19 protein-coding genes are annotated in these 18,670 nt (G+C 52.0%); 7 read left to right on the forward strand and 12 right to left on the reverse strand.

Features of this window, described 5'->3' with window-relative positions:
- Window positions 1–7: 7 nt before the first annotated feature.
- From gldD to mutY, 4 genes are read right to left on the reverse strand one after another with little or no spacing between them, the layout of a single operon-like run.
- Window positions 8–565: a gliding motility lipoprotein GldD gene (gene gldD, locus ACKWCC_RS03910; protein ID WP_413994599.1), complete on the reverse strand. Its 558-nt coding sequence runs from the start codon at window positions 563–565 to the stop codon at window positions 8–10.
- A complete protein-coding gene (locus tag ACKWCC_RS03915; RefSeq protein WP_413994600.1) occupies window positions 555–1,883 on the reverse strand; it encodes a gliding motility-associated protein GldE in 1,329 nt (442 codons plus the stop codon). Before ACKWCC_RS03915 ends, gldD begins: the two co-directional genes overlap by 11 nt.
- 22 nt (window positions 1,884–1,905) lie before the next feature.
- Window positions 1,906–2,379, reverse strand: a complete 474-nt coding sequence (locus ACKWCC_RS03920; RefSeq protein ID WP_413994601.1) for a single-stranded DNA-binding protein — start codon at window positions 2,377–2,379, stop codon at window positions 1,906–1,908.
- A 24-nt stretch (window positions 2,380–2,403) separates the two neighbouring features.
- Window positions 2,404–3,453 (reverse strand): A/G-specific adenine glycosylase, encoded by a 1,050-nt coding sequence (gene mutY / locus ACKWCC_RS03925; protein WP_413994602.1) that lies wholly within the window; start codon window positions 3,451–3,453, stop codon window positions 2,404–2,406.
- A gap of 125 nt (window positions 3,454–3,578) precedes the next feature.
- On the opposite strand from mutY, the gene ACKWCC_RS03930 reads away from it, so the two are divergent.
- From ACKWCC_RS03930 to ACKWCC_RS03950, 5 genes are all read left to right on the forward strand, one after another.
- Window positions 3,579–3,869, forward strand: coding sequence for an HU family DNA-binding protein (locus ACKWCC_RS03930; RefSeq protein ID WP_413994603.1), 291 nt, complete (start codon window positions 3,579–3,581; stop codon window positions 3,867–3,869).
- Window positions 3,870–4,135: 266 nt separating this feature from the next.
- On the forward strand, window positions 4,136–5,683 hold the full coding sequence (locus ACKWCC_RS03935) for an Rne/Rng family ribonuclease (RefSeq protein ID WP_413994604.1): 1,548 nt from the start codon (window positions 4,136–4,138) through the stop codon (window positions 5,681–5,683).
- A 790-nt stretch (window positions 5,684–6,473) separates the two neighbouring features.
- A complete protein-coding gene (locus ACKWCC_RS03940) occupies window positions 6,474–6,674 on the forward strand; it encodes a DUF4177 domain-containing protein (protein WP_413994605.1) in 201 nt (66 codons plus the stop codon).
- Window positions 6,675–6,678: 4 nt separating this feature from the next.
- Entirely contained in the window at window positions 6,679–7,506 is an 828-nt protein-coding gene (locus tag ACKWCC_RS03945; RefSeq protein WP_413994606.1) for a DUF3667 domain-containing protein, read from the forward strand.
- A gap of 483 nt (window positions 7,507–7,989) precedes the next feature.
- Window positions 7,990–8,499 carry a regulatory protein RecX gene (locus ACKWCC_RS03950; RefSeq protein ID WP_413994780.1) on the forward strand — a complete coding sequence of 170 codons (510 nt, stop codon included), beginning with the start codon at window positions 7,990–7,992 and terminating at the stop codon, window positions 8,497–8,499.
- Here the strand turns inward: ACKWCC_RS03950 and ACKWCC_RS03955 are convergent.
- From ACKWCC_RS03955 to bioA, 5 genes are all read right to left on the reverse strand, one after another.
- Window positions 8,489–8,995, reverse strand: a complete 507-nt coding sequence (locus ACKWCC_RS03955; RefSeq protein WP_413994607.1) for a DUF6646 family protein — start codon at window positions 8,993–8,995, stop codon at window positions 8,489–8,491. The two genes, ACKWCC_RS03950 and ACKWCC_RS03955, sit on opposite strands and share 11 nt — an antisense overlap.
- Before the next feature lie 44 nt (window positions 8,996–9,039).
- Window positions 9,040–9,903, reverse strand: coding sequence for a cupin-like domain-containing protein (locus ACKWCC_RS03960; protein WP_413994608.1), 864 nt, complete (start codon window positions 9,901–9,903; stop codon window positions 9,040–9,042).
- Window positions 9,904–9,968: 65 nt separating this feature from the next.
- Window positions 9,969–11,060, reverse strand: coding sequence for a biotin synthase BioB (gene bioB / locus ACKWCC_RS03965; protein WP_413994609.1), 1,092 nt, complete (start codon window positions 11,058–11,060; stop codon window positions 9,969–9,971).
- 140 nt (window positions 11,061–11,200) lie between these two features.
- The gene (locus ACKWCC_RS03970) at window positions 11,201–12,376 is read right to left on the reverse strand and encodes a beta-ketoacyl synthase N-terminal-like domain-containing protein (RefSeq protein ID WP_413994610.1); all 1,176 of its coding nucleotides are present in this window, start codon (window positions 12,374–12,376) and stop codon (window positions 11,201–11,203) included.
- 8 nt (window positions 12,377–12,384) lie between these two features.
- Window positions 12,385–13,668, reverse strand: coding sequence for an adenosylmethionine--8-amino-7-oxononanoate transaminase (gene bioA / locus ACKWCC_RS03975; protein ID WP_413994611.1), 1,284 nt, complete (start codon window positions 13,666–13,668; stop codon window positions 12,385–12,387).
- 183 nt (window positions 13,669–13,851) lie between these two features.
- On the opposite strand from bioA, the gene ACKWCC_RS03980 reads away from it, so the two are divergent.
- Window positions 13,852–14,646 carry a glycosyltransferase gene (locus ACKWCC_RS03980; RefSeq protein WP_413994612.1) on the forward strand — a complete coding sequence of 265 codons (795 nt, stop codon included), beginning with the start codon at window positions 13,852–13,854 and terminating at the stop codon, window positions 14,644–14,646.
- The gene (locus tag ACKWCC_RS03985; protein ID WP_413994613.1) at window positions 14,646–16,136 is read left to right on the forward strand and encodes an ArnT family glycosyltransferase; all 1,491 of its coding nucleotides are present in this window, start codon (window positions 14,646–14,648) and stop codon (window positions 16,134–16,136) included. The genes ACKWCC_RS03980 and ACKWCC_RS03985 overlap by 1 nt, the downstream gene beginning before the upstream one ends.
- Window positions 16,137–16,149: 13 nt before the next feature.
- On the opposite strand, the gene ACKWCC_RS03990 is transcribed toward ACKWCC_RS03985, so the two are convergent.
- The 3 genes from ACKWCC_RS03990 to ACKWCC_RS04000 form a co-directional block, all read right to left on the reverse strand.
- Entirely contained in the window at window positions 16,150–17,124 is a 975-nt protein-coding gene (locus ACKWCC_RS03990; protein WP_413994614.1) for an NAD(P)H-dependent flavin oxidoreductase, read from the reverse strand.
- 258 nt (window positions 17,125–17,382) lie between these two features.
- A complete protein-coding gene (locus tag ACKWCC_RS03995) occupies window positions 17,383–18,285 on the reverse strand; it encodes a DMT family transporter (RefSeq protein WP_413994615.1) in 903 nt (300 codons plus the stop codon).
- On the reverse strand, window positions 18,282–18,635 hold the full coding sequence (locus ACKWCC_RS04000; RefSeq protein WP_413994781.1) for an arsenate reductase family protein: 354 nt from the start codon (window positions 18,633–18,635) through the stop codon (window positions 18,282–18,284). Before ACKWCC_RS04000 ends, ACKWCC_RS03995 begins: the two co-directional genes overlap by 4 nt.
- Window positions 18,636–18,670 lie beyond the last annotated feature (35 nt).

The raw sequence follows: 18,670 nt of genomic DNA on the forward strand, positions 1-18,670 counted from the left end.
TATGGTTTTATCGCCATTCCAGGGTTTCAATGATGTTCCGGACATCATTTTCCAGGTAGGTGGCTGCCGGTAAAATGGAATCGTAATTGGGTCGGGACTCAAAATAGATGGCCCCCGTCATGAAATGCTCGGTGCTGTCCGTGACAAAGAACTGGGACTGGGAGGCCGCATTCCCCTCTACCACAAAAAGGGAACCGTACACTTTTTTTTCCGGGTTTACATAAGGTTGTTCCATAATGTTGAATGCCTTTGCCGCATGTTCATAGCTCAGCTTTTTTGCGTCCCTGATGAGCGTCTCCAGGTCTTGGCCCACCTTTCTGTAGCTCAGGAAGATCGCGCCCTTCATTTCTGGATAGGAAATGGTGATCCCTTTGGGCCCGTTCATCTTGGCTTGGCCCACCGCATTGTACGAAAAGGCGAAATTCTCTGTTTCCAATGGGGCCAGTTTTCCCGCGGGGTAGTCCAGGCGCAACTGTGCCTTGGGCTTGGGCACCGGGGTTTCCTGGCATGCCGTGGCCAGTAGCAGCAAGCCCATCATCAACATAAAATAGCCTTTAGATTTCATGGGGCAGGGTTATTTTAATTCGCTTCAATCTTTTTTTGTCCAAACTTTCCACGATAAAGGTGTAGTTCTCAAAGCGCACTTTTTCCCCTCGCCTGGGAAAATTGCCGGCAATTTCCAGCACAAAGCCCGCTATGGTCTCAGACTCGCCCTTTCTTTCCTCAAAAAGGGATTCATCTTCCAGTTTTACCACCCGGTAAAAATCCTTGAGATTGGTTTTGCCATCAAAGACATAGTTGTGATCGTCCAATTTGGAGAAGACCAGGTCTTCGTCATCAAATTCATCGCTTATGTCGCCCACGATCTCTTCAATGATGTCTTCCAGGGTAACAATGCCGGAGGTGCCCCCATATTCATCGACCACCACGGCCAAGTGGTTCTTTTTTTCCTGGAACTCGTCCAAGAGGTCGTCCAATTTCTTGTTCTCGGGCACAAAATAGGGCTCTCGCAGCAGAGAGGTCCAGTTAAAGGATTTGCGCTCCAAATAGGGCAGCACGTCCTTTACGTAGAGCACTCCGGTAACTTGGTCCAAGTTTTCGGAATACACGGGAATGCGGGAGTACCCGTTGTTTTTGATCTCTTCCAGAACTTCCGGGAACTTGAGCTGGTCGTTCAGGGCAAAGACATCTATTCTGGGGCACATGACCTGTTTGGTGTCCGTGTTTCCGAAAGACACAATGCCCTCCAGTATCTTTTTCTCCTCTTTGGTGGTGTCCCCGTCCGTGGTGAGCTCCAGGGCCTGGGAGAGGTGGTTTACATTGAGGCTGGACTTTTCCCTGCCCAGCTTTTTGTGCAGAAAGAGCGTGCCCGACCGCATGGGCAGGCTCAGGGGCGAAAAGATAAAATCCAGCACGGCCAAGGGGTAGGCCATAAAATGCGAAAAGCTCAGCCGGTTCCTGTTGGCATAGACCTTGGGGAGGATCTCCCCGAACATGAGGATCAAAAAGGTGGCCACCACCACCTCCAACAAAAACCTCACGGAAATGAACTGGAAGAGTACTTGGTCCACGGAACGGAACAGGGTGTCGCCAATGGTGTTGAAGAGCAGCACAATGCCAATGTTAATGGTGTTGTTGGTGATCAAGATGGTGGCCAACAGCTTTTTGGGGCGTTCCAACAACCGTATGAGGATATTGCCCTTGGCGGTCTTGGTTTCGGCCACTTGTTTCAGTTCCGTTACGGAAAGGCCAAACAGGGCCACTTCGGAACCGGATATCATGGCAGAGCACAGTAGGAGCACCACCATGGCAATGATGTTGAATGTAAGGACACCGTCCAAAACCAGGGTAGGAGCGAGTGCTAAGAGGGGGTCAGGGTCCAATGTTGCCTATTTAGGGTCATGACTAGAAGGGAAGGTCCCCGTCCGGTCCGGGTTCGGATACCTGTGGGGCCTGTTTGGGTTCCGATGGGTTCTCTGGGGCGGCAGGTCGTGGCGCCGCTTGTTGCTGGGGCGCGGTAGGGGCTCCGGGCTCCGGGTTGTTCTTGGTGGAAAGGAAGGTAAATTCCTGAACGTGCACTTCCGTGGTATAACGGGTATTGCCATCCTCGCCCTGCCACTGTCTGTTCTTCAGGCGGCCCTCCACATAGACCTTGTCTCCCTTGCCCAAATATTTTTCACATATCTCCGCAGCCTTGTTGCGCACCACAATATTGTGCCAGTCCGTGTTGGTAACGCGTTCGCCGGTCTGCTTGTTGGTGTAGGTCTCATTGGTGGCCAAGGGAAAGCGGCCAATACAGCCGCCGCCCTCAAAATAGTGCATTTTGATCTCATCGCCCAAATGGCCAATTAGCATGACTTTGTTCAGTGTGCCGCTCATAATGGAAGTTTAGGTTCAAAAGTACTAAAATTTAAATGTTTTGATGAAGTCCGCGATCAAAACGGGCACGGGGTAGCGGTGCAGGTCTTCTCCTTTGATTTCGTTGGGCAGGGCCTCGTTGATGGGAACCGGCCAGAACTTGGTGTACAGGTGTTGGTGCGACAATTTGTGCACCACTTGCTTTTCGTTGTAGAGATGGGGTTGCGGCGTGTGCTTCACCGCAAGCACCTGCTTGGCCCCCAAGGCCACTTCGGGCTGTTGCAGTTCCCGGTCCGATTCCAGCAGCGGAAATTCCCACAGGCCCTGCCAAATGCCTTTTCCGGTGCGCTGCCGGAGCACGGTACGCATATGGCCATCGCCATCTTTTCTCACGGGAACGAGATAATTGAAATAACGTTTGCGCACCTTGTTCTTTTTGATCTTAACGGGCAGCACGCCCACTGTGCCATCCCTCAGGGCCACGCAGCCATCCTGCAGCGGGCACTTGGCACAATCGGGGTTTTTGGGCGTGCACTGCAGCGCCCCGAACTCCATCAGGCCCTGATTGTAGTCCCTGGCGTTCTCGCGGTCCATGACCTCTTGGGCCAAAGCGCGGAAATACTTGGTCCCGGCAGTACTGTTTATGGGCAGCTCCACCCCGTGGTACCTGGCCAGTACCCGGTACACGTTGCCGTCCAGCACAGCTTGGGCCTCGTTAAAGCAGATGGAGGCCACGGCACTGGCCGTATAATCCCCCACACCCTTTAGGGCCAAGAGCGATTTGTAGGTTTTGGGAAATTGGCCCCGGTGTTCATCCACCACCATTTTTGCGGCCGCATGGAGGTTCCTGGCCCGTGAATAATAGCCCAGGCCTTGCCACAGCTTCAAGACCTCTTCCTCGGTGGCCGCGGCCAAATGGCGCACCGTGGGAAAGGCGGCCACAAAGCGAAGGTAATAGGGCGTGCCCTGCGCCACCCGGGTCTGTTGCAAAATGATTTCGGACAACCAGATCCGGTAGGGGTCTTGTGTCTCCCGCCAAGGAAGTTTTCGCTTGTTCAGGGCATACCACGCCCCAATTTTTTTGTTAAAAGACATGCCCAAAAATACGAAGCCTTCCCAGAAGGCGTTGATGAACTTAAAATTAGCCCATTAGAAAGAAAGATTGAATTTAATTTATATATTTGCAAGCCTAAAAAACACAGAAATTCTAATTTAGTAAAATGACGAAAGCGGAAATTGTATCGAAGATCTCAGATAAGCTGGGAATGGAAAAAGGAGATGTGCAGGCAACGGTAGAATCTTTTATGGAGGAGGTAAAGACGTCATTGGAAAGTGGTGACAACGTATATTTGCGCGGTTTTGGCAGTTTTATCATCAAGACCAGGGCAGAGAAGACCGGAAGGAACATTTCCAAGAACACGACCATAAAAATCCCTGCGCACAACATTCCCGCCTTTAAACCGGCAAAGGTCTTCGTGGAGGGCGTAAAGAGCAATGTACAAGTTAAATAAATAATCTAAAAAGGAACTTTATGCCGAGTGGTAAGAAACGTAAGAGACATAAGGTAGCTACCCACAAGCGCAAAAAGCGTAGAAGAGCTAACCGACACAAGAATAAGAAAAAGTAGTTTTTTAACTACTTTTTCTTATTCTTGACGTTCTTTGACATAGGGGCCCTTGCAATGGGCTTCGGCAGATGGAACCACATCTGTTTCAATATTGTTTAATCCGTTTGCGGACCCATTTTATCCGGGTGCGTAAATACTAAATATATACAGGTGAATAGAGAATTAATCGTAAGATCAAATTCCGATGCCGTGGATTTTGCCCTGTTAAAGGACGGTAAACTGACCGAGCTGCACAAAGAGGAAGAGAACAACAACTTCTCCGTTGGCGATATTTTTTTGGCCAAGATAAGAAAACCCGTTACCGGGCTCAACGCGGCCTTTGTGAACGTAGGTTATGAAAAAGATGCCTTTTTGCACTATCACGATCTTGGGCCACAGCTCTCTTCCATGCTCAAGTTCATTAAGCAAGTGAGCACGGGAAAGTTAAAGGATTACGCCCTCAAGAATTTTCCTTTTGAGAAGGATATTGACAAGCACGGCGTGATCACCGATGTGATCAAGGCCAACCAGTCCCTTCTGGTACAGATCGTAAAGGAGCCCATTTCCACCAAAGGCCCCAGAATAAGTTCGGAACTGAGCTTTGCAGGCCGTTATTTGGTCATGGTGCCCTTCTCGGACCGTGTTTCGGTTTCCCAGAAAATTGGGAGCAACAAGGAAAAAGACCGTTTAAAACGTTTGGTAAAGAGCATTAAGCCCAAAGGGTTTGGCGTTATCATCAGAACGGTGGCAGAAGGCAAAAAAGTAGCGGAACTGGACAAAGATCTAGAGAATTTGCTGGATAAATGGACCGCCATGTGCGGCCAATTACAGCGTGCAAAAACACCCTCCAAAGTGCTTGTGGAAGTCAACAGGGCGTCATCCATCCTCAGGGATGTATTCAACGATTCCTTTACCGGGATTTTTGTGGATGACACCACCCTGCACCAGGAAATCAAGGACTATGTGGCAGAAATTGCCCCCGAGAAAGCATCCATAGTAAAACTTTATACGTCCAGGGTGCCCATTTTTGAAAAATTTGGCATTGAACGACAGATAAAGACCTCTTTTGGCAGAACGGCCACCATGAGCAGGGGCGCCTACTTGATCATAGAGCACACAGAGGCCCTGCACGTCATTGACGTGAACAGTGGCAACCGTTCCAACAAGGCCAAGAACCAAGAGGATACGGCTTTGGAAGTGAACCTTCTGGCAGCGACCGAAATAGCCCGGCAACTCCGTTTGCGGGACATGGGCGGCATCATTGTGGTAGATTTCATAGACATGGGCAAGCCCCAGCACAGAAAAAAGCTTTTTGAGCATCTCAGGGACGAGATGAAGGACGATCGCGCAAAGCACAAAATATTACCGCCGAGTAAATTTGGACTCATCCAGATTACAAGGCAAAGGGTACGACCCGAAATGAACATAAAAACAACGGAGGAGCACCCCAACCAGAAAGGGGCAGAAGTGGAAGCGCCCATTGTTTTGATAGACAAGATAAACGTGGATCTGGAGCGGCTTTTAAAAGGCCCCGCCAGGGACAACACCATCATTCTTAACATACACCCGTTCATTGCGGCGTACATTACAAGGGGTTTTCCCTCCATCCGCACCAAATGGTTCTTGGAGCACAAGAGGTGGATAAAAATCCAACCCAGGGACGCCTACACGTACCTGGAATACCGTTTTAAGAACAAAGACGGAAAGACCATTTATTGAGTGTCCCATCTTCTAGGGACATTCCATTTATGGAAAGATACCTTAAAAAGCGACCCAACTGGGTCGCTTTTTTTTTTGGATAAAAATCAAGGTATCCATCTGGGGGTAAATCCTTCATCCTTGCGCAAAAGGCTTTAACCCAAATTATGTATTGGAACTTCGTTATGAAGCTTCGAGATACAATGAATACTCGGGTTACATCGATTTTAGCATGGCACCGCTAGGGTTACATTGCAAAAAGTAGCGCAGCGGCAGTATTCGCCGTAGCTCGGGGCTGTAATAGATTTTCTAGTGCTATTTTGGGTTTAACGCTCCCTTTTTTTGGATCCGGTTCATCTTTCGTTTTGTGCTCCTGCGCCAGTATGAAGGCGTAAAGCGCAGGGCGTATGGCCTTAGATGGTCTGTTTTTAGTCGCCTTTGGGCGAAGTTGAAACCTATGTATGGCTAGTGCCCAACGTTCTGTGCAGTTTGGTCAATGGGAGGTATTGACCTGTGCATTTCAAATAGCTGTCACCATGGAACGGGGGTGTGCCAAGTGCTCCAAAAAAGCGAAAAGTGCTGCATGGCGAACCAAGCGATCAAAAAAACACCTATATTCATTCACCAAACCAAACCAAGCAGACCTAACGTGAAATGAGCCATAACAAACCTTGATGCCCACCGAAATCGCAGATTCAAGAGCGCCTTGTTCACAAAGGGGCAAGCTTGTGAGCACATGTTTGTTGGCTAATTGCACTCGCCTGAACCGGAACGGGCAGGCCTGACCCATAAAACCAATAAAAACCAACCGATGAAAGAGTATAAAGTGGCTTCCTTCCTTCTGTATTCAAAATTGACGCTGGACAGCAAGCATATTTTGAACGATTCCACCGAGCGTATTCAAGAACTTTTGGACGAGCACGCCGCCCAAGGCTGGTCCCTGGTCTCCACCGATGCCTCAAAATTTGGATACGCCATGTACTATTACCTCTATTTTCAGCGAACACGTTAAGGGCATGGACAATGAACAAGGGCAATTGATGGTGTTCTCGCAGTGTAGAAACTGCAGCACCCAAATGACGGAAGTTTCCAGTTTTTGCGCCTGCTGTGGTGCAAAAGTGATCCGCGAGCGCATTACGGTAAAAGGCCTATTGGCCAATGTGGCCCAGACCGTTTTGGGTTGGGACAACACCTATTTTGTTACCATAAGGCACATGTTGGCCAAGCCCGGGGTGTTGCTGCGCGCCTATATGGAGGGCACCCGAAAAAGATACATGAACCCCTTTTCCTTTCTGCTCATTGGCATGACCCTGGCCATATTCACCTTCAATTCTTTTGATGAGCACTTTGTGCGGATGAACCAAGATGTTCAAAAAAGCCAGATGGAGTGGATGGCTGAAACCCTTGGGGGGCCGTATGCCTCGGCCGAGTTCCAAGAGGAGCAGCTGGCGGACAGTGAGAGTGCCATACGATTTCAATTGAAATACTTTAACCTGCTCACCGTGCTGCTGTTGCCCCTTTATACCTACCTCGCTTTTTTGGTCTATGGCCGGCCCTATAATTTTGCGGAGCACCTGGTGGTGAACAGCTATGTGCAAGGGGTGAGCTTCTTGAGCATTACCTTGTTCTTCATGCTGAGTTTGGTGACCCATCCGTTCGTTTACATGGTCAATTTCCTCTTTTTGGTATGGCTGTACACCTATGCCTACGGCAAGCTTTATAACTTGTCCCTGGGGCAGTCCCTGCTCAAGGTGTTTGTGTTCTTGGCCCTGCTGTTGGTTTTCATCATGGGCATCGCCGTCATTTCTGTTGCGGCCGGTTTTCTTATCGGTTATTTAGGGTAGCGGAATGTACAGCACAGCTATACAGTGCTTGGCTGCTGTATTTGGATTGATGATGTAGGCTGTGGATTAACCCAGATTTTGCATTGGAAGTTCCCCGCCCGAAACGGAACGGGCAGGTATTACGGCTGCAAATCCCTTCAAAATCAATCGTTGCACTGACTTTTGCTCACTCACCATAGCGGTGGCTACCCGCCCGTACCGAATGGCACGTTCGGGCGGGCCCGCCCGACTGAGTCATTCAGGCGGGCGCCTCAATCGTAAAAGTCTTGATTTTATTGGGCTTTACACCCTGATAACGTAAGTCCAGTGCATCATCTGGGTTAAACGGTAGGTTTGCAGGGTTGGTAAATCAATGCTGTTCTCAACCAAAGCTGTAATGTACTGGCGCTACATTCAATTTTGCGTATGAATTGCCGAATGGTTACCCAAGCCATGGCAATACAGATGTCCTCCCTTGCTGCCATTTCCTATCTTTGTTTGGAGATGGTACCAACGCCCATCCGAGGACAGATCACTATGCAGCACAAGCACTACACGGTTCAGGAAGCCACTAAAAAAATGGAGCATTTTTGCGCCTACCAAGAGCGATGCCATAAAGAAGTGGTGGCCAAACTGAAAACCATGGGGATGATTCCCTTGGCGGTGGACCAGATCATGGGGCACCTTATCCAGGGGAACTACCTCAATGAAGAACGCTTTGCCCAAAGCTATGCCCGCGGCAAGCACAGAATAAAAAAATGGGGCAGAAAGCGCATTGAGCGGGAACTGAGGCAAAGGGACATCTCTGCCTACAATGTGCGCAGGGCCCTGCAGGAAATCCCGGAGGACACCTATCTGCAAACCTTGGAAGCACTGGCGCTCAAGAAATGGGAGCAGCTGGGCAAGGGCAACGTGCAGGCCAGAAAAAGAAAATTATCCCAATACCTCCTGTACCGGGGCTGGGAGCCCCATTTGGTGTACGATCTTGCCCACAGGCTCGGGGCTAAAGGTTAAAGCTCACCCCCAAACTAAAGAGAAATTGGTTCAGTAGTTCCTCTGCAGGGCTTACTATATCTGTCTTGTAGCGGGCTATGGGCGCGCCAATCTCAGTGTAAACACCAAAACCGTCCGAAAAGAAGTAGCGGGCGCCCAAGTGCCCCCCAAAATTCTTTAGCCCCAAGCTCAGGCCTGGATAAAGGTCAAAGTTGCCGCCGTTGTCGATCACATTGGCCAAATTGGCATTGAGGCGCACACGCAGATCAAAACGTTCCGTGAAATCGGCATTGAGGCTTTCCTTTACCCCGAGCACGTAAGAAGACCAAACACCTACGGAAAGGTTGGGCCCCACGCCATAGTCATAGGAGGCCACGATACCGGACCCGTTCTCCTGGAAGTTGGCCCCCAATTGAAATTTTACGTCCCCTTTGCCGTCAAAGGCCTGGCCTGTGGCGGTCCAAGCACTGCCCAGCATCGCTGCGACAAAGAACAAGTAGAGCTTCATGGTTTTCATAGTCAAGTGTTTTTAGGGTTAATGTTGGGGCAAAGATATTGAAATCATGAGAGGCCCCTTTGTTTTTCCGTGCGCAAAATGGCCTGTTCGTTCTTATGGTCTATCCACGCCTGTCCTTTCAGTTTTCGCATCAGCACATCGTAGTGGCGCATGATGGCCACATTGTAAACGGCCTTGGCCAGATGCCTCGGGTTTTTGGCCATGCTTCTAAGGCTCATGGAAAAGCCAGGGGTAAGGTACTTCATATAGTGCCAGTAACCTTCAGGCATGTACAGCACCTCCCCGTGCCCCAAATGGGTTACATATCCTTTGGCACGTTTCAGGGCCGGCCATTTGTCGTAGTCTGGATTGGAGAAGTCAATGCTCTCATGGGTGATCAGTGAGTGGGGCACTTTATAGAGGTGGGGTGTTTGTTCCTGTGAAAAGAGGATGCATTTTTTTTTGCCCTCAAAATGAAAATGGAAGATGTTGCCCAGGTCAATATCGTAGTGCATGAAGGTGTGGGAGTCCCTTCCTCCAAAAAAAAGCATGGGCAGCCCCTTCATGAACCGTAGGCCCATATCCGGATAGGAAAAATCCTGTTGCAGCTGGGGCACTTCCTTGAGCACGTTCCATAGAAAAATGCGGTATTTGGTGGGTTCTTTCTTCAACAGCGCCACATAATCGCGCATTTTCATCGTGGCATGGGGCTCGTTGAAACCGTCCTTGTGCTGCACGGGCCTATCGTCGTAGAGCGGCACTTGCTTGTCTCCGGCCACCTGGGCCATATAGTCCAAGTTCCATTTGTGGTGGGCAGGCCAATCCACAACGCCCTTTTCCAGAACAACGGGACGCTGCGGACGGTAATATTGCTCAATGAACGCCGTTTTGGTCAAGGCTTTTTCCCTTGGAATCTCTGTTAACGTCAAGACCTGTTCTTTTTAGCTGTTGTACACTGCCCGTAGGCGACATGGCCCAGGCATTTGGAACATCTTTAAATGGGTTTGGCCTTCTGCTTGGCCGCCTCGTTTCTTGGAATACTGTGCCCCGGCCGTGTCCATTTGGGCTTCTCGCCCTGGGGAGCGTACTTGGAGTCCGCTGCCTCCACGGTTTTGGGCTGGGATATTTTGGTGAACGGTTTTTGGGGTTTCAGTCCCAACAGGGCAAACATGTCCATGTCCTCGTTCACATCGGGGTTCGGGGTGGTCAATAACTTGTCTCCGGCAAAAATGGAGTTGGCGCCCGCGAAAAAGCACATGGCCTGTCCTTCACGGTTCATTTGGGTGCGGCCCGCCGATAGGCGCACTTGGGTCTCCGGCATCACAATGCGCGTGGTGGCCACCATACGGATCATTTCCCAAATGGGAATGGGCTCCATATCTTCCATTGGGGTGCCCTCTACCGCCACCAGGGCGTTGATCGGCACGGATTCCGGTTGTGGGTTCAGCGAGGACAGGGCCACGAGCATGCCCGCCCTGTCTTCCAGGGCCTCCCCCATGCCTATGATGCCCCCGCTACAAACGGTGACATTGCTCTTTCTTACATTGTCAATGGTTTCCAAGCGGTCCTCGAAGGCACGGGTGGAAATGACATCCTTGTAATAGTCCTCTGAAGTGTCCAAGTTGTGGTTGTAGGCATACAGCCCGGCCTCTGCCAACCGTTTGGCCTGGTTCTCCGTGACCATTCCCAGGGTGCAGCAGACCTCCATCTCCAGCTTGTTTATGGTGCGCACCATTTCCAGTACCCGATCAAATTCCGGACCGTCCTTTACGTTGCGCCAGGCGGCACCCATGCACACCCGCGAGCTTCCGGAGGCTTTGGCCCTCAGGGCCTGTGCCTTTACCTGGGCCACGGTCATCAGGTCGTTGCCCTCAATATCCGTATGGTAGCGGGCCGCTTGTGGGCAGTAGCCGCAGTCTTCCGGGCAACCGCCCGTTTTTATGGAGAGCAGGGTGCTCACTTGCACGGTGTTGGGGTCATGGTGCTCCCGGTGCACGGTGGCGGCCTCGTAAAGGAGTTCCATCAAGGGCTTGTTGTAGATGGACAGTATTTCTTCCTTGGTCCAATTGTGTCGTGCTTTGATCATTTTTGTTGGGTTGTATGGAGCATCAAAAATAGCTGAAATGAATTTAAAAATACAATTACGGGGACGGAATACCGTGCCGTGCCGCATATTCTTTGGCGGGCGCACCGTCCGTTGGGGCACAGGGCCCGGACGCAACGGACCTAGGCCCGCTCCAGCAGGATGCTCACGGCATTTCCTCCAAAACCCACAGCGTTCACCATGATGCGCTCCAGCCGCTGTGGTTGTCCCTGCTCCGGAACAAAGGGCACGGGCACGGCGCGCTGTTGTTGCAGCATGCACAGGGCCAGCTCAAGGCTCAACATCCCGGAGGCGCCAAAGGTGTGCCCCAGTTTCCATTTGTTGCCGGTCATATAGGGCTTTTTGGTCCCAAACACCTTGTTTATGGCCCCCAGTTCGGACAGATCTCCCTTTATGGTGCCCGGGGCGTGCATGACAATGGCGTCCACATCCTCGGCGGAAGATTTTCCCAGGGCCATCTTCATGGCCCGTTGAAAACAGACGGCGTCGGTGGACAGGGATACGTTGTGCTGCAGGGGCTCCGTGGCATAGCCCACGCCAACAATGTGGGCCAGGGCCTTTGCCGCCCCTTGCGGTTCCAGGCAGGCCATTGCCGCGCCCTCTCCCAAGATCATGGTGTTTTTTGTTTTGGCAAGGTCCAGGCTACGGCAGGGATAGTGGTGTGCCGGTCCGGCCTCGGGAGGGTGCTCCGCGTATATTTTCAGGGCCCGCATCTGGGCCACCGTAAATCCGGTCAGGGGAGCTTCACTGCCGCCCACCAAGAATTTTTGGCACATGCCGCTCTGTAGCCATGCAACTCCGTTCAGTACGGAATGCAGCGCGGTGGAGCAGGTGATGGAATGGGAGATGTCCGGGCCCTGGGTGCCCAGGTCATGCGCCACCCAAGAGGAGATGTTGCCCAAGGTGGTGGTGGGCGATGCCAAGGTGGGCGTATGGCCTTTTTCCAGAAAAGCGGCGTGGTATCTTTCAAATAGGGAAGTGGCCCCACGGGAAGAGCCAATGTTCACCCCAAAGGCGTCCTTGGGGCTCCAACCGGCGTCACTCACGGCCTTCCTGGCGGTATAAATGGCGAAGAGAACGCTATCATCCAAGGTCTTGTACTTGGGCTCGGAGGTCTTGAGCGCCGCTATGCCCTTTTTGAGGTCTTTGGGCAAAGGGGCCACGAGGGCGGTGTTGCCGCCAAATGTCATGGGAGCAAAAAAATGGCTGTCCCGGCCGTAGTTTTCCCATATTTGTGAAGGTTCGTCTCCCAGTGGCGAGATGGAGCGCAATGCGGTAATGGCTATTTTTTCTTTCAAAGCAGCGGTTACAAGGTGTGCAAAAGTTCCCAGATGGCGTCGTAGATCTTTTCCAGTTGGGCATTGGTGATCACATAGGGCGGCAAAACGTACACGGTATTGCCCAAGGGTCTCAGCACAATGCCGCGTTCCATAAAAAACCGGTACAGCCGATCCCGGAGACTGCCGTAGCGGGCCATGGACATGTTCAGGTCCAGGGCCATGATCACGCCCATGCTCCGGGCATTGGTTACCTTGGGGTGCCCCTGTACCTTGGCCACAAAGGCCCTATGGGCTTTTTCCAAATAGGCGCGCCGCTCCAGAATGGGGGCAGATTCCAGAAGGTCCAATCCGGCAAGGGCGGCCGCACAGCCCATGGGGTGGGCACTGTAGGTATGGGCGTGGAAGAACCCCTTGGCCACCTCGGTGCTCAGAAAACGGTTGTACACCGCTTGGGTGCAACTGGTAATGCTCAGCGGGAACATGCCCGCCGTCAGGGCCTTGCTCAGGCAAATGATGTCGGGCAAGTGGGCCATGTTCTCAGAGGCAAAATGCTTTCCGGTCTTGCCAAAACCGGTCATGATCTCGTCCGCAATGCAGAGAATGTCGGCTTCCTTGCACAGCCCCAAAAGCGCATTGAGCCCGGGGGCACTGTGAAATTTCATCCCTGCCGCGCCCTGAACCAAGGGTTCGTACACAAAGGCCGCGCACGCGTTATGGGCAATTACGGACCGCAATTGGGCGGATACCTCTTCCATGTTCTCTTCCGTTGGGGTGGGAATACGGATCACCTTCAACAGAAAATCTTCAAAGGGGCCATTATAGGAAGAAAGCCCCGAGGCACTCATGGCACCGAAGGTATCTCCGTGAAACCCGTTTTCAAAGGCAATGAGCGTGTCCCGTTTTTCCCCGTTGTTGTGATGATACTGTAGGGCCATTTTTATGGCGGCCTCCACAGCGGTGGAGCCGTTGTCGTTAAAAAAGAGCTTCTCCTGGTTCTGGGGCAATAGTCCCACGAGCCTTTCGGCCAGGTTCACTGCGGGGGCATGGGTAAACCCACTGAAGAGCACAAAGTCCAAGGTTTTCATTTGCTCGGAAATGGCCTGGACAAGGTGTTCGTTGCCGTGCCCGTACATACAGGTGTACCAAGAGGCAATGCCGTCTATGTACTCCTTTCCATCCTCGTCCCACAACAGGGCCCCCTTTGCCTTGACAATGCCCAAGGCGGGCGCCGCCGTTTGGTGCTGTGTGAGCGTATGCCAAAGGTGACCCTGGTCTCTGAGGGAAAGATTTTTGGTGTCCGTGGCGTCCATGTGCTAAGGTATTTCTCTATCTTGCAAAGGTGCTAATTTTTTAAACGTTTACCTGCAATGCAATGGGCTTTTCCTTATTCCACAACTGGTCCGGGAACCGCAATGGGGCTCCTTGGTGCTTTGCCTTTTGGCCTGGGGTCCTTTGTAAGGGCTACTGGGCGTTATTGCTCTTATTTTTTATAAATGGATAGCTATCATCTGGCCATTGTCATTCCCTGTTACAATGAATATGACAGGTTGGAGGTCTCGCACATCAGCGAGTTTTTGGACGTGAACACGGACACGGCCATCTGCTTTGTGGACGATGCTTCCAACGATGGCACCGCAACGCATTTGGAGGCCCTTTGCACGGCCTATCCCAACAGGGTCCAGGCGCTAAGCAATGCCAAAAACCTGGGGAAGGCGGCTTCGGTGCGCAAAGGGGTGCTGCACTGTTCAGAACAGCGGCTCGCCCACAACTACGCCTATCTGGATGCCGATTTTGCCGTGTCCCTGACCGAGTGCCGTTCCCTGCTCCATCATTTGCAAGGAGAAAAGCAATTCGTGTTCGCTTCCCGCATTTTAAAGGTGGGCTCCGTGGTGGAGCGCAAGTTTTCCCGATTTTTGTTCGGGCGCGTCATTGCCACCTTTATTTCCAATATCCTGGACATCAAGGTGTACGATACCCAGTGTGGGTGCAAAGTGTTTGGTGCGGGCACGGTACCGATACTGTTCAAGGAGGCCTTTATTTCAAAATGGTTGTTTGATGTGGAGCTGTTCAGCCGATTGCTGTGCGCCCACGGCAAGGAAAGGGCCTTGGAGGTCATGGATGAGATTCCGGTGAGGAGATGGGTGGACAAAGGGGAGTCCAAGGTAAAAATGACCTATGTGTTCCGACTGTGGTACGATCTGTACGCGATCAGAAAAACGCACCGGGCCAACTATGCCCAAGTTGTTGGTCCGCACCCGGCCGAAGACACCAATGCCCCCGACGAGTAATGGAAAAGAGCACTTCTTTTATCTGGCGTTTACAGGACCGATTTGGCAACAGGGCCATTTTCTTGCTGCTGCTGCTGATTTCCTTCCTGTTCCGGTTGCCCTTTTTCTTTAGGGACTATGTAGATCGGGATGAGAGCACTTTTATCCTTGTGGGACAATCTTGGGTGGACGGCCATTTGCCCTATACCGAACTTTGGGACATTAAACCGCCCTTGCTCTTCTTTTTCTTTGCGGGCATCATCTCCGTTTTTGGCAAGAGTTTTTTTGCCATCAGAGCCGTGGGCGCCCTGCTGGTGGCCACTACCGCTTTCTTCACCTATAAATTGGGCACAAAGGTAGCTTCCAAAAGAACGGCCTTGGTCCTGGGCGTGGCCTGTGTGGCACTGCAGAGCTTGTTCGGGAGCATTCAGGGGGTCATGTCAGAGCATGTGGGCATGGTCTTCTTGGTTCCGGCCATCTACATTATGGTTACCAGAAAGACCTGGCCCTGGCTGGCCCTGGCCGGACTGTTCATGGGCATCTCCTTGATGGTAAAGCTGAACATGGCCTACACGGTGCTGTTCCTGGGCCTTTATTTGATCTATCGGTTTGCGTTGGAAAAACGCTTGGCCAAGAATTTGGCGGGCATTCTGGCGTACGGATGCGCTATCCTTTTGGTCATTGCCCTCACTTGCCTGCCCTATTATTTGGAGGGGCTCCAGGCCCTTTGGTGGAAATCCGTGGTCCAGGCGCCGTTGGACTATGCCTCCGCGAGGCGGGCCTCCGTTCTCAACATGTTGCCCTGGTTCCTTTCCCTGTCCGGGTTCTTCTATTTGGCCTGGCGCAAAAAGTGGTTGGATGTCAAGAACCCCAGTATCCAGTTGTTACTGGTGGCCTTGATCGGCGTCATGTACTCTTTTTTCAAGGGAGGGCGCATCAACAGTCATTATTTGATACAGCTGTACCCCGTGCTGTTGGTCCTGGTGGGTGCCGTGGTGGGCCAAATGCCTTTTTTTAAGACCTTTGTCATGAAAAGGGCGTATTGGTGGTTGTTGTTGTTGGTGCCCATGGAGAGTTATCTGGAGTACGTTAACATTGCCAAGCACAAACTGGAACGCGGCAGCTTTTACAACGGTGAGGGCATCACCGTTCCCAACTACCTCCAAAGCAACGGATTGGATAGTGAGAACATCCTTTTTTTGGGCTACCACATAGGGTATTGGGTGTTGGGGGAAAACCCGCCCACCAAAGCCGCCACGCACCCCAGCAACATTGGCAAACCGGAAATGTTCGCGGCCTATGACAACCCCAGAAAGACCGCTATGGAAGAGTTGCGGCACATCATGGAGGTGGTGGTGCCCAACACCGTGGTGATCCGTAAGAACCGCTCTATCTTCGATCCTGAGCTCGTGGCCGAGAACGCGTACATCAATGCACGTTTAAAAAGTCATTATGCCCCCCCTATCACAGTGGACAAGGCCGAGGTTTTCAGGTTGAAGAAAAGGCCTTAGGAGGGTGGCCCGTTTATTTGGGATAGGTTTCCAAGAGCTGGGCCTGCCGGGTCACGGCCTGCTTAAACTCCGTCTTGAGCGATTGCACCAGCTGGGCCACGGGCAGGGTGTCATGGATCAGGGCCGATCCCTGACCGGCAGACCAAATGGTCTTCCACGCCTTGGCCTCGGTGTCCAATTCCTTTCCAAAGTCGATCTTGGTGTCTTTTTTAAGGTCTTCCTCTGTGATGCCCGCCGCCTTTAGGCTGGCACCCAGAAAGTTGGCGTGCACGCCAGAAATGGCGGCGGTATAGACCACGTCACTGGCCCCGGCCTCAATGATCATGTCCTTGTATTCCTGGGTGGCCTTGCTCTCATCGGTATTTATGAACCGGGTGCCCATATAGGCCAGATCGGCCCCCATCTGCATGGCAGAGGCTATGTCCTGCCCCGTGCTGATGCATCCAGAAAGGATAATGGTCTTGTGAAAAAAGGCTTTTATCTCTGCCACCAAGGTCATTGGGTTTATGGTGCCCGCGTGCCCACCGGCTCCCGCGGCCACAAGGATCAGGCCGTCCACGCCGGCTTCCGCAGCTTTTTCGGCATGCCTTTTCTTAATGATATCGTGAAACACCAGTCCGCCATAACTGTGAATGGCATCCACCACCATGGACACGGCCCCCAGGGAGGTAATGACAATGGGCACTTGGTGCTTTACGCACAGTTTCACATCGGCCTCCAGCCTGGGGTTGGTGGGGTGCACAATGAGGTTTACCCCAAATGGCGCCGCCTTTTGTCCGGTTTCCTTTTCAAAATTGGACAGGGCGGTCTTTATCTCGATCAACCAGGCCTCAAAACCTTCGCTGGTGCGTTGGTTCAATGCGGGAAAGCTGCCCACAATGCCGTTCTTGCAGCACTCAATGACCAATTGGGGCCCTGAGATCAGGAACATGGGGGCGGCAATGGCCGGAAGGGATAGTTCGTTTATGAATTGGGGCTTGGTGTCCATAGGGTCTGTTTGTTTAGGGGGGATGGATTGCTGAAATCCAAAGCTAGGGTATTTTTTTGAAGTATTATGCATGCATAGTAAAAAAATCGCCTCCAAGGATGATGCAACTCAGGGGGTCGGGACTTGGAAGATAGCATTGAAACTGGTTGAAAAGATGGGATGGGGAAAAGCACTTGCATCAAAACCAACAATGGCATCTTTGTATGTTTAGGGGTCCATCAACAAGATACCATCCCCAGAAAAAACAAAGGCAACATCTTAGCTGTGCCGCCGCCCCATTCTGGGCTTTCGGCTGGCCAGGTACACCCCCAACAACACCAGCCCCGCGGCCACCATTTTTACCGTGCCAAGGGTATCCTGTCCGCTGAGCACGGCAAAGACCATCCCGATCAGGGGCTGTACATAGACAAAGGCGCTCAGGGTGGAGGCCCGTAACTGGGAAAGGGCAAAAACATTGAAGAGGTAGGTGAGAAAGGTGGTGCCCACCACCACAAAAACAATGCGCCACAGGGCATCAAAGGGCAGCGCGGGCCAGTTGATCTGCACAAATTCACCATACCCAAAGGGTAGGCAGATCAGAATGCCCAGGGAAAACAGCCACTTCATAAAAGTAAAGGGGTGGTATTTGTCCGTGAGGGTCTTGACCACAATGAGGTAACTGCCATAGAAGATGGAATTGGCAAAAATGTAGAGGTTGCCCAAGGGCACGTTGGGGGCGTCCACCCGTTGTTCGGCACCGAAAACAATGAGGCCCACAGCTCCGAGTAGGCCTATGGTAACACCGGTGAATTTCCGTGGCCCAATGCGTTCCTTGATGAGAACGGCGGAGAGCAGCACCACGATAATGGGGGTAATGGTAATGAGCACCGCACTGTTTATGGGCGTGGAGAGGTCCAAGCCCTTAAAAAAGGCCAACATGTTGAGCCCCATGCCAAGGAAGGCACAGAGCAAGATGCGCAGGTAATCTTTTTTGGCGATCCGTTCCTTGGGGCCAAGGAAAGATATGGCCCAAAAGAGCAGGGCCGCCCCAATGACCCTGACCATGATAAAACCGTAGGGCTGTACATAATGGGGCATGGCCCCTTTGGCAATGGTGTGGTTAAGGCCGTAGATGGTGGTGGCCCCTAGGGCGGCGGCAATGGCCAGGGTGCGCTTGCTCACGGATGTATGGCCGCTTTGGCCGCAGCCACCTCCTTCTTGCTGTTGCCAATAAAAATCCGATCGTTGAGCACCAACACCGGTCTCTTTAAAAAGGTGTAGTGGTCCAAAATGGCGTTTTTGTAATCGGTGTCGGTAAGTTCCCTTTGGTGCATGTTGCGTTCGCGAAAGAGCCTGGCCCGTTTGCTGAACAGTGCTTCATAACCCGTTGTCAAGGCCCGCATGCCCTCTAACTGTTCGGGGGTAAGTGCATTGGTTTTTATGTCCTGCAGCTCAAAGTCGTCCAGGGGCTCCAGTTCCTTTAGGATCCTTTGGCAGGTGTTGCAACTGCCCAGGTGGTAGATTTTTTTCATCATTGAACATACTTTAGGGCACAAAGAAACCCAAT

It is taken from the genome of Maribacter aquimarinus (genome assembly GCF_047345505.1).
In the GTDB taxonomy this organism is placed as follows: Bacteria; Bacteroidota; Bacteroidia; order Flavobacteriales; family Flavobacteriaceae; genus Maribacter.

What these genes read in the sequence shown, in the direction of transcription:
- gldD (WP_413994599.1), bottom strand. Translation starts at nt 565, where the DNA reads ATGAAATCTAAAGGCTATTTTATGTTGATGATGGGCTTGCTGCTACTG.
- ACKWCC_RS03920 (WP_413994601.1), bottom strand. Translation starts at nt 2,379, where the DNA reads ATGAGCGGCACACTGAACAAAGTCATGCTAATTGGCCATTTGGGCGAT.
- mutY (WP_413994602.1), bottom strand. Translation starts at nt 3,453, where the DNA reads ATGTCTTTTAACAAAAAAATTGGGGCGTGGTATGCCCTGAACAAGCGA.
- ACKWCC_RS03930 (WP_413994603.1), top strand. Translation starts at nt 3,579, where the DNA reads ATGACGAAAGCGGAAATTGTATCGAAGATCTCAGATAAGCTGGGAATG.
- ACKWCC_RS03940 (WP_413994605.1), top strand. Translation starts at nt 6,474, where the DNA reads ATGAAAGAGTATAAAGTGGCTTCCTTCCTTCTGTATTCAAAATTGACG.
- ACKWCC_RS03945 (WP_413994606.1), top strand. Translation starts at nt 6,679, where the DNA reads ATGGACAATGAACAAGGGCAATTGATGGTGTTCTCGCAGTGTAGAAAC.
- ACKWCC_RS03950 (WP_413994780.1), top strand. Translation starts at nt 7,990, where the DNA reads ATGGTACCAACGCCCATCCGAGGACAGATCACTATGCAGCACAAGCAC.
- ACKWCC_RS03955 (WP_413994607.1), bottom strand. Translation starts at nt 8,995, where the DNA reads ATGAAAACCATGAAGCTCTACTTGTTCTTTGTCGCAGCGATGCTGGGC.
- bioB (WP_413994609.1), bottom strand. Translation starts at nt 11,060, where the DNA reads ATGATCAAAGCACGACACAATTGGACCAAGGAAGAAATACTGTCCATC.
- bioA (WP_413994611.1), bottom strand. Translation starts at nt 13,668, where the DNA reads ATGGACGCCACGGACACCAAAAATCTTTCCCTCAGAGACCAGGGTCAC.
- ACKWCC_RS03980 (WP_413994612.1), top strand. Translation starts at nt 13,852, where the DNA reads ATGGATAGCTATCATCTGGCCATTGTCATTCCCTGTTACAATGAATAT.
- ACKWCC_RS03985 (WP_413994613.1), top strand. Translation starts at nt 14,646, where the DNA reads ATGGAAAAGAGCACTTCTTTTATCTGGCGTTTACAGGACCGATTTGGC.
- ACKWCC_RS03990 (WP_413994614.1), bottom strand. Translation starts at nt 17,124, where the DNA reads ATGGACACCAAGCCCCAATTCATAAACGAACTATCCCTTCCGGCCATT.
- ACKWCC_RS04000 (WP_413994781.1), bottom strand. Translation starts at nt 18,635, where the DNA reads ATGAAAAAAATCTACCACCTGGGCAGTTGCAACACCTGCCAAAGGATC.